The 9736-nt window shown below is 64.4% G+C and carries 7 protein-coding genes; 4 read left to right on the top strand and 3 right to left on the bottom strand.

Annotated elements, in window-relative coordinates:
- Positions 1-129 precede the first annotated feature (129 nt).
- From PCJ49_RS17380 to PCJ49_RS17390, 3 genes are all read left to right on the top strand, one after another.
- A complete protein-coding gene (locus tag PCJ49_RS17380) occupies positions 130-1656 on the top strand; it encodes a thymidine phosphorylase family protein (protein ID WP_269912046.1) in 1527 nt (508 codons plus the stop codon).
- A complete protein-coding gene (locus tag PCJ49_RS17385; protein WP_269912047.1) occupies positions 1656-3260 on the top strand; it encodes an MBL fold metallo-hydrolase in 1605 nt (534 codons plus the stop codon). The genes PCJ49_RS17380 and PCJ49_RS17385 overlap by 1 nt, the downstream gene beginning before the upstream one ends.
- A gap of 102 nt (positions 3261-3362) precedes the next feature.
- Positions 3363-5072, top strand: coding sequence for an alpha-amylase family glycosyl hydrolase (locus tag PCJ49_RS17390; RefSeq protein WP_269912048.1), 1710 nt, complete (start codon positions 3363-3365; stop codon positions 5070-5072).
- Positions 5073-5082: 10 nt separating this feature from the next.
- Here the strand turns inward: PCJ49_RS17390 and PCJ49_RS17395 are convergent, their stop codons facing one another.
- The 3 genes from PCJ49_RS17395 to PCJ49_RS17405 all read right to left on the bottom strand — a co-directional run bounded on the left by PCJ49_RS17395 (position 5083) and on the right by PCJ49_RS17405 (position 7748).
- The gene (locus tag PCJ49_RS17395; RefSeq protein WP_269912049.1) at positions 5083-5928 is read right to left on the bottom strand and encodes a sugar phosphate isomerase/epimerase; all 846 of its coding nucleotides are present in this window, start codon (positions 5926-5928) and stop codon (positions 5083-5085) included.
- A gap of 12 nt (positions 5929-5940) precedes the next feature.
- On the bottom strand, positions 5941-6894 hold the full coding sequence (locus PCJ49_RS17400; protein WP_269912050.1) for a DUF1080 domain-containing protein: 954 nt from the start codon (positions 6892-6894) through the stop codon (positions 5941-5943).
- 104 nt (positions 6895-6998) lie between these two features.
- Positions 6999-7748 carry a cyclic nucleotide-binding domain-containing protein gene (locus PCJ49_RS17405; RefSeq protein ID WP_269912051.1) on the bottom strand — a complete coding sequence of 250 codons (750 nt, stop codon included), beginning with the start codon at positions 7746-7748 and terminating at the stop codon, positions 6999-7001.
- 328 nt (positions 7749-8076) lie between these two features.
- Here PCJ49_RS17405 and PCJ49_RS17410 point away from each other — a divergent pair, with 328 nt between their 5' ends.
- Positions 8077-9735 carry a ShlB/FhaC/HecB family hemolysin secretion/activation protein gene (locus PCJ49_RS17410; RefSeq protein WP_269912052.1) on the top strand — a complete coding sequence of 553 codons (1659 nt, stop codon included), beginning with the start codon at positions 8077-8079 and terminating at the stop codon, positions 9733-9735.
- Position 9736 lies beyond the last annotated feature (1 nt).

Here is a 9736-nt window from a genome sequence, read left to right on the forward strand (position 1 = left end):
CCGATACTTACTGTGCGCCAACCCGCCTCACCTGGCCTTGACCCATATCAAGGCGGCGGTTCCTTTTGCGGGTCTATCGTGGAAACACGGTGGAGGATGAAACCATTCCGCCGGTAAATGGGTGGAAAGATGCTGAAACTGAAGCGGGTGGGTGTCGATACGCGGCAGGAGAATGTGGCCTTCCTGTCCCGCAACTGCACCATCTATCGCGCGGCGGAATTTGCCGGGCTGGAAAAGGTGGAAGTGGCGGCCAATGGTCACCGGATCATCGCCGATCTGGTGATGGTGGATGATCCGGCCCTGCTGGGGGCGGATGCGCTGGGCCTGTCCACCACCGCCTTCAACCATTTCGGGATGCCGGAGGATACGGCGGTCCGCCTGAAACATGCCACGCCGGCGCGCAGCCGCGACGCGCTGCACGCCAAGATCCAGGGCAGTGAACTGGGGCCGGACCAGTTCGCGGCCATCATTGATGATATCGCCCATCACCGCTATTCCCGGGTGGAGGTGGCGGCCTTCATCGTCGCCTGCGGTGGTTTCATGACCACGGCGGAAACCCTGCACCTGACCCGTGCCATGGTGGCGGCCGGTGACCGGCTCACCTGGGAAAACGGGGTGGCCGCCGGTGGGCTGGTGGTGGACAAGCATTGTATCGGCGGCATTCCGGGCAACCGCACCTCCATGATTGTGGTGCCCATTGTCGCGGCCCATGGTTTGCCCATCCCCAAAACCTCTTCCCGCGCCATCACCTCCCCCGCCGGCACGGCGGACACGATGGAGGTGCTGGCCAATGTGGAGGTGGGGCTGGAGCAGATGCGCGACATCGTGCGGGAGGTGAAGGGCTGTCTGGTCTGGGGCGGCCATGTCCGCCTGTCGCCGGCCGATGATGTGCTGATTTCGGTGGAACGGCCGCTGAATATCGACACGCGCGAACAGATGGTCGCCTCCATCCTGTCCAAGAAACTGGCGGCCGGCTCCACCCATCTGGTGATCGATGTGCCCATCGGCCCCTCGGCCAAGGTGCGCACCCAGAATGACGCGCTGCGCCTGCGCAAGCTGTTTGAATATGTCGGCGATGCCATCGGGTTGAACCTGCGGGTCACCATGACCGATGGCAGCCAGCCGGTGGGCAATGGCATCGGCCCGGTGCTGGAGGCGCGCGATGTGATGGCCGTGTTGGAGAACCGGCCGGAAGCACCGGTGGATTTGCGCGAACGCGCCCTGGCGCTGGCCGGGCGTATTCTGGAATTTGATCCGGCCCTGCGCGGCGGGGCCGGCATGGCGCGGGCGCGCGAACTGCTGGCCTCGGGCGCGGCGCTGACCACCATGCACAAGATCATGGAATTGCAGGGCAAACCCCCGCGGGAGGCCCGGCTGGGCCGCCTGTCGCGGGAGATTGTGGCCGAGCATGACGGCACGGTGGGCGCCATCGACTGCTACCGCATCGCGCGCATTGCCCGGCTGGCCGGCGCCCCCTTTGATGCCGGGGCCGGCATCGACCTGCTGAAAAAGGTCGGCAGCTTCGCCCAGGCAGGCGAACCGCTCTACCGAATTTATTCCGATACCGAAACAGATTTTCGTTTCGCCTGCGGAATGGCTGCTGAAGATAGCGGCTTCACCCTGGGCACTCCCCCGAAAGCCACAGAGGCAGCCTGATGACCGATACCCATCCCAGCGATCCGACCATCAGCTTCCACGGGGCGGCGGGTGGTGTCACCGGCTCCTGCTTCCTGATCCGCCATGCCGTGGGTAGCCTGCTGCTGGATTGCGGCCTGTTCCAGGGCCCGAAGACGGAGCAGGAGCTGAATTACCGTGACTTCGCCTTTGATGTGACGGAGCCGGCGGCCCTGGTGCTGACCCATGCCCATATCGACCATAGCGGGCTGATCCCCAAACTCTACCGCCATGGTTTCCAGGGGCCGATCGTCACCACCCATGGCACGGCGGATTTATTGACCTTCATGCTGCCGGACAGCGGCCATATCCAGGAAACGGAGGTGCGCCACCTGAACCAGCGCAACCGCCAGCGCGGCCGGCGGGAGGTGGAGCCGATCTATAGCAGGAGGGATGCGGAACGCTGCCTGTCGCATATCCGCGCGGTGGACCGCGATGTCTGGGTGGATGTGGCGCCCGGCGTGCGGGCGCGTTTCTGGGATGCCGGGCATATTCTGGGCTCCGCTTCGGTGGAACTGGAATTGCCGGGGGCTGATGGGCCGGTGCGCATGGTGTTTTCCGGCGATCTGGGTCCGTGTGACAAGCCGTTCCACCCGGACCCGAACGGCCCCGCCCGGCCTGACTGGCTGGTGGTGGAATCGACATATGGCGGGCGGGAACGCCCGGTGATCGATGCCACCAGCCGCCGGCTGATCCTGGCGGAGGAATTGCGCGCGGCCCTGCAGCGCGGCGGGCCGGTGGTGATCCCGGCCTTCGCCGTGGAGCGCACCCAGGAACTGCTGTACGACCTGGATTTGCTGTTCGACAGCAAGGAACTGCCGGCGGTGGAGGTGTTCCTGGACAGCCCGCTGGCCGTCAATGTCACCCGTGTGTTCGACAAGCATCTGCCGGATGTGAACCAACCCGGCACGCCCGCCCCCTTCAGCCGCCGCAACCTGCATCTGATTGAGGAGGTGGAGGCATCGAAGCGGCTGAACCGGCTGACCGGCAATGCCATCATCATTGCCGCCTCGGGCATGTGCGAGGCGGGGCGTATCCGCCACCATCTGAAAAATCACCTCTGGCGCAACAGCGCCACGGTTTTGCTGGTGGGCTATCAGGCACCGGCCACGCTGGGCCGGCTGCTGCAGGATGGGGTATCCCGTGTCCGCATCCATGGGGAGGAGGTGGAGGTTCGGGCCACCATCCGCACCATCGATGCCTATTCCGGCCATGCCGACCGGGCCGGCCTGATGCACTGGATCTTGGCCCGCCTGCCGGTTGCCGGCGGTATCTTCCTGGTGCATGGGGAGGATCAGGAACGGGTGGCGCTCCGCGCCAACCTGATCGAGTCCGGGCTGGACGGCAGCAAGATCCACCTGCCGGGCCTGGATGAGGTCTGGAGCCTGACCGCACACGGTGCCAAGCCCCTGACCCCGACCCACCCGCCCCGCATTGACAAGGCAGCGGTCGCCAAACCCGACTGGCACAATGACTATGCCGCCACCGTGCTGGCGCTGGCGGACAATGTGCGCAAGATGCGCGACGACAAGCAGCGGGCGGCGCTGCTGGCCAAGGTGCGGGCGGTGCTGGAGACGCAAACGTAAGGCGTAGGCAGGATATCCCCTCGTGGGTCGGGGGGTGGCAATGTGGGGGGCGATGGTGGATGGTGATCTCATCCGCCCACCGATTGCCCTGAGGTTCTGCCCATGCGCCACCGCCTTGCCTGCCTATTGCTGTTGCCTCTGCTGATCCTGTCTGCGGTCGCCGCTGGGGCGGCGGATAATCCACGGCGCCCTTTTGCCGATGATGTGGTCTATTTTCTGGTGACGGACCGCTTTGCCAATGGCGACCCGGCCAATGACCGGGGCGGCCTCATCGGTGGACCGGCGCAGCATGGGTTCGACCCGGCGGATATCGGCATGTTCCAGGGGGGCGACCTCAAGGGGCTGACGGCGCGCCTGGACTATATCGCCGGGCTGGGGGCGACGGCGATCTGGATTACCCCGCCTGTCGTCAACAAGGTGGTGCAGCAGTATGAAGGCGGCATGTCCGCCGGCTATCACGGCTATTGGGCTACTGATTTTCTGAATGTCGATCCGCATTCGGGCAGTAATGCGGATTTCCGTGCCTTTGTGGATGCGGCCCATGCGCGGGGCCTGAAAGTCATCATGGATATCGTCGTCAACCACACGGCCGATATCATCCAGTATCAGGAATGTCGGGGGGCGGGCAATGCCTGCCCCTATCGGTCCCAGGGGGATTATCCAGGCGCTGCCTATATACCTGTGCTGCCATCGGGCCAGCAGGGGGTGAAGAACCCGGCCTGGCTGAACGATGTGCGCCATTACCACAATCGTGGTGATAGCAGCTTCAAGGGGGAGTCCAGCCTGCTGGGAGATTTCGCCCGCCTGGATGATCTGCGCACAGAGGACCCCGTTGTTGCTGAGGGGTTGATCAAGATTTACAAACACTGGATCGGCACGTACCGGATCGATGGTCTGCGGCTGGATACGGCCAAGCATGTCAATCCGGATTTCTGGCACCGTTTCGTCCCCGAAATCACCACCTTCGCCCAGGAACAGGGGATTGCTGATTTCACCATTTTCGGGGAGGTGGCGGATCGCAACATCGCCGATCTGGCGGCCCAGACGCATCTGACACGGTTGCCCTCGGTACTGGATTTCGGTTTCTTCCAGGCGGCCATCGACACGCTGGCCGATGGCCAAGGCAGTTATGTTTGGGAGAACTGGCTACGCGCCGATATCCTTTATCCCGACACGCTGAACCGGGCCACGCTGCCCACCTTCATTTCCAATCATGATAATGGCCGGCTGGCCTATTTCATCCGCCGCACCCACCCGCAGATGCCTGCGGATGAGGTACAGGCACGGGTGATGCTGGGCCATGCCTTGATGTTCCTGGGGCGCGGGGTCCCGGTGCTTTATTATGGTGATGAACAGGGTTTCATCGGGCTGGGTGATGATAAACAGGCCCGCCAACCCATGTTTGCCACGGCGTCACAGCAATTCAACACCGAACCCCGTCTGGGGCCCCACCCGGTGGCCGGGGGTGACAGTTTCAATCCAGCCCATCCGCTTTATCGGGCAACGGCTGAACTGGCGGCCATTCGCCGTGATCATCCGGGCCTGCGCCGGGGTGAGATGGTGATCCGCCATGTGGAGGAAAAAGGGGGCCTGCTGGCCTTTTCCCGCATCGACCGGGTGGGTGGACGTGAATATCTGGTGCTGGTGAACATGGATAACACCCCGCGCACGCTGGGTGTGCCGGTTGAGGCATCAATGGCGCGTTGGCAAGGGGTGCGTGGTGCCTGTCCTGTGGAGGGCAGCGCCCCCAGTGCCATCCGTGTCACCGTGCCAGGGCTGGATTATCTGGTCTGTATGCGGCCGCTTGCTTGATGCTCCCTGTCTACTGCACCCCCAGATAATCCAGCGACTGCGCCAGCCCGGTTTCCGGGTTGGCGCTTTCATCTTCCAGCACGAACCAATCCACCTTGGCGGCGGCGGCGAACAAGGCCGGCCAGTCGATCGAACCCTGGCCGACGGGGACGAAATCGGCCTTGTCGGCCCGTCCATCGCTGCTGGTGCCGGCCCCGCGCCGAATATCTTTCACATGCAGCATCCGGATACGCTCTGGGTATCGATGCAGCAGGGCCACCGGGTCGGCCCCTGCCCGGACCACCCAGAACACATCCATTTCCACCGTCACACAGGCCGGGTCGGTGGCGGCCATTAACCGGTCGAACAGGCTGGTTCCCTGATCAGCCCCTGCCAGCTCATAGCCATGGATATGGTACATCAGCCCGATGCCGGCGGCCCTCAGCGCCGGACAGGCAGCATTATAGGTGGCGGCTACCTGATCCATTACCTGAGCCGTCAGGGGTTCCGGCCCCGGCTTCACCCAGGCGACCCCGACATAAGATAGTTTCAGCGCCTTGGCCCGGTCGATGATGCCGGGCAGGTCCGTCTTCAGGTCGGACAGTTGCACATGGCTGCCGATGGCGCGCAGGCCCGCTTTATCCAGCGCCCGGCCCCAATCCGTCGCCGCCAAGCCCGGCATCGGGTAAAGTTCGACCTGCCGCAGCCCCATGGCATGGACCTTGGCCAGCGTACCCTCCAGATCGGCTTTCAACCCGTCATGCAGGCTGTAGAGCTGCAGGCCCAGCTTCTCCGGCGCGATGCGCGGGGTGGCCTGGGCGGGCAAAGCCAGGCCGCCGGCCAGCAGCAAGGCTGCGAGAGATTTTTTCAGGCCCATGAATTTGTCTCCTCACTCGGATACCAGCCGGGGCAGGCTGCGGATCGGTTCCAGGGTGATGTTGCGGAAATAGGTATCCGCCCCTTCCGATTGCAGTTGGATATGCCCCTGCGTCAGCGGTACGGGCTTGCCATCCACCGTATCACGGCGCGACAGGCCCCAGACTTCCATCACGGGCACGCCGTTCACCACATGGATGGCCCGGTCGCCCAGCACGTAGAGATCCAGCACATTCCACTGGCCGGCCGGTTTCTCGGCATCGATGGCGGCTTCCACATTCCAGGCGGGCTGGGCGACCGACACGTCCTTGCCGTCCGGCATGTAGCGGCGCTGCGGATAGATGATGGCAGGATCGTGCCCAGCCTTGGTGTGGATGCCGACATGGGTGCCCACCGGCACCACCATGCCGACGGAACCCAGCATGATCTCGAACTCCACCGCCGCCATCCAACTGCCAAAGACGGCCCCCGGTGCCCCATGGGAATGGTAGAGCAAGCCGTTATTCTGCGGCTTGTCGGCGCGCGGGGCATGGCGCTCCCGTCCCCATTTATATTCCAGGCGCAGATGATAATCGCCATAACTGCCCTGGTGGACGATGCCGCCCCAGATTTTACCGGTGATGAAGAGGGCGGGCGCCCCCTCTTCCATCACCACGTTGAAAATGCCGAACCGGTCCTGGTTCAGCCCATAGGTCGGGGCCGGATCGGGCTTGAACGTATGGGCCGGGTCGGCATAGCCCAGCCAACTGTCCCAGCCATCCAGGTTCTTGCCATTGAACAGGCTGATGGCGGGGCCGGCAGGGGCGGGAATATCCACCAGCTGCTGCGGCCGATAGTGAAAGGCCGGATCGCCGGCGATGGCAGCCGCCTGGGCCTTGTCGATCTTCTCTGCTTCCGCCGCAGGGCTGGTGATGGTTAACAGAAAGCTGAGGGTGGCCAGCAACGGCCGCCATGCCCGGTAACGCATTCGTTGTTTCCTCCCGATCCTGACTTTGGACCACGCCTGACAGCGCTGTCACAATTCAGGCTAACGGGAAAGCGGGACGGTGCCAACAGGAAACGGTTGCTGGTTTAAAGCCCGGTTTCGATCCGACGGATATAGGTCAAGACCAGCTGCCGGATCAGCGTCGGCGCCATGCGCAACAGTTCATCGAAGCGGTGGCGGGCGATCACCTCGCACACCGTATGTTCGATGGCGGTTACACTGGCCGCGCGGTTGGCGTTGCGCAGCAGGGCCATTTCGCCGAACACGCCGCCTGGCCCCACCTGGGCCAGCACCTGCACCTCGTCCTCGGCAGTTTCCTTCCAAACCTCCACCAGGCCGCTTTGCACCAGATAGGCATAATGGCCTTCATCGCCGCGCCGGAAGATCACCCGGCCCGCCGGGTAGGTCTCCCGCCGCAGCAATTTATAAGTCCGCTCCGACACGATGGGATCACCATCCAGCATCGGGTCGCTGGCGGGGGCGGGGATGCCGTTGATATTGCGCAGGGTGTGGATCAGTGACCGCAGAACGAATCGCACCAGCGGCGGGCTGGCCCGCATCTGCCGAGCCACCAGATCGGGGGAGATCATCACCAGACGCGTCGGCTCCATGGTGGCGATGCAGGCAGAGCGGGGCGCATTATCCAGCAGCCCCATTTCCCCGGCAATTTCCCCAGCCCCCAGCACGGCCAGCCGGTGTTTGCTGCCGGTGACAGCGCGGAAAACCTCCACCCGGCCGCCGGCGATCAGGAAGGCCGCCCCGGATCGGTCGCCTTCCTTGACCAACAGCTTGCCGGGGCCGACCTCGATCTCTTCCAACGCAGAATCCTCTTCCATCCAGGGCGCCCTTTCGGGACGCCGGCCTGAAAATACGTTGGTAGGATCATTGTCGGCAAGCCTGTTGCGGCGCTGCGGCATTGGGGCGGAACCAAACGAGCCCCCGCGTGGGACTTCGTGAACAAATAGGTCGATAATAATCCTAGGTTGCAAATATTCTTGATGCAACATAGTGACGCCCGTACCGGTTGGCCCTACGCGCTGTCGGTCAAGGCTGATCTTTATATACAGAATAGATAAAATCCTGGATTTTATCGGTTCCCACAGCCTACATCTTTTGATGTCAATTTCTTTCTCAGTCTCCAGGATGCGCGCAGCTTTCCCTGCCATGGCCCTGCTTGTGCTGGCTGCCGGCTCTGCCGTGGCGCAGCAAACCCCTGTGCAGCTGCCGGGCAGTGTGGAGCCGGGGCGGCCAACCCTGCCGGCCCCGCTGGCAGAGGAAAGCCGCGTTCCCAAGGCGCAGCTGCAATTTTCCATCCCGGCCCAGCGCAAGGGCGCGCCTGCCGGGGCGGCGGCCGATCTGCGTTTCACCCTGTCGCGCGTGCTGATCGATGGGGCCCAGACCATCCCGGTGGAGCAGGAATTTGCCCAAGCACTGGCCGGCCTGCTGGCCCGCCCGGTGACCTTGGCGGATGTCTCCAGCGTGGCGGAGGCGATCCAGGCCCGCTATCTGGCGGCTGGTTACGGGCTGACGCGCGTGTTCGTCCCGGCGCAGGAAATCAAGGATGGCACCATCACCATCAAGGTGATTGAGGGGCATCTGGAAAAGGTGCGGGTGGAAGGCGGCACTGCCGACGACCGGGTGCTGGTGGAGGCGCGGCTGGCCCCCGCCCTGGCCGCCCGCCCGGCCCAGGTGCCGCTGATCGAACGTGGCCTGCTGCTGGTGGATGATCTGCCGGGGGTGACGGTGACCGGGTTGATCCGGCCGGGCGATGCCTTCGGGGCGGCGGAACTGTTGGTGGGGGTGGAGCGTGCGCCCTGGGGGCTGGTGGCCGGCATCGGCAACCGTGGATCGGATTTTGCCGGCCCCTGGTCCGGCTTTGTCGATCTGGCAACCAATGATGCGCTGGGTCTGGGCGAACAGTTGGGCGCCACCCTGTCCGCCACGCCGGAGATCAAGGAACAGCGTTCCGCCAATCTGCGTTGGCTGCAGCCCCTGTCCGGCGACGGTCTGACCCTGACCAGCAATGGCAATTACAGCCGGGGCCGGCCCGGTGCGGCGCTGAAGCCCTTTGCCGTGGCGACGGAGAGCTATGGTTTCGGTCAGCGCCTGTCCTGGCCGCTGATCCGCAGCCGCGCCCGCAACCTGTCGCTGGAAGGTGGCTGGAATGCCCAGCGGGCCACGGTGCGCATCCTGAACGCGCCTTTCAGCCGGGATGATTGGCGCAGCGTGGATATCCGCGCGATTTTCACCGCCCAGCACCTGTTGGGCGGGGATGTGTTGGCCATGGGCGGGGTGACGCGCGGGCTGGGCATTCTGGGGGCGACGGAGAAGGGATCGCTGAAAGCCTCCCGCCCCAAGGTGGAGCCGGACTTCACCAAGTTCAGTGGCGAACTGGGCTATGCCACCCTGATCGGGGCGGGCGTCAGCGCCAGCCTGACCATCGGCGGCCAGTACAGCCCCGACACGCTGCCGGCGGGGGAGGAGTTCGCGCTGGGCGGCAGCCGTTTCGGGCGCGGCTATAATGGTGGTGACCTGTCCGGCCCGTCCGGCATTGGCGGCGGGCTGGAACTGCGCCGCCGCTTCGATCCCGGCATCGCCTATGTGGATGGTATCACCCCCTATGCCTTCATCGATAGCGGGCGGGTCTGGGACAGTGTGGCCGCCGATACGCATCTGGTTTCAGCCGGTGGCGGGCTGCGCATCGGTCTGGCCGGCAAGGCCAGCCTGATGCTGGAAGGGGCGCGTACGCTGCGCCGCCTGCCCATCCCCGGTGCCACGCGGGAACGTACCCGCCTGTTCGTCGATCTGACGGTGCAGCTATGAG

This window comes from Niveispirillum sp. BGYR6, assembly GCF_027568365.1.
Taxonomy (GTDB): domain Bacteria; phylum Pseudomonadota; class Alphaproteobacteria; order Azospirillales; family Azospirillaceae; genus Niveispirillum.

Bases quoted from the DNA above. Each gene is read 5' to 3' on its own strand.
- PCJ49_RS17380 (WP_269912046.1), top strand. From the start codon at position 130: ATGCTGAAACTGAAGCGGGTGGGTGTCGATACGCGGCAGGAGAATGTG.
- PCJ49_RS17385 (WP_269912047.1), top strand. From the start codon at position 1,656: ATGACCGATACCCATCCCAGCGATCCGACCATCAGCTTCCACGGGGCG.
- PCJ49_RS17390 (WP_269912048.1), top strand. From the start codon at position 3,363: ATGCGCCACCGCCTTGCCTGCCTATTGCTGTTGCCTCTGCTGATCCTG.
- PCJ49_RS17395 (WP_269912049.1), bottom strand. From the start codon at position 5,928: ATGGGCCTGAAAAAATCTCTCGCAGCCTTGCTGCTGGCCGGCGGCCTG.
- PCJ49_RS17400 (WP_269912050.1), bottom strand. From the start codon at position 6,894: ATGCGTTACCGGGCATGGCGGCCGTTGCTGGCCACCCTCAGCTTTCTG.
- PCJ49_RS17405 (WP_269912051.1), bottom strand. From the start codon at position 7,748: ATGGAAGAGGATTCTGCGTTGGAAGAGATCGAGGTCGGCCCCGGCAAG.
- PCJ49_RS17410 (WP_269912052.1), top strand. From the start codon at position 8,077: ATGGCCCTGCTTGTGCTGGCTGCCGGCTCTGCCGTGGCGCAGCAAACC.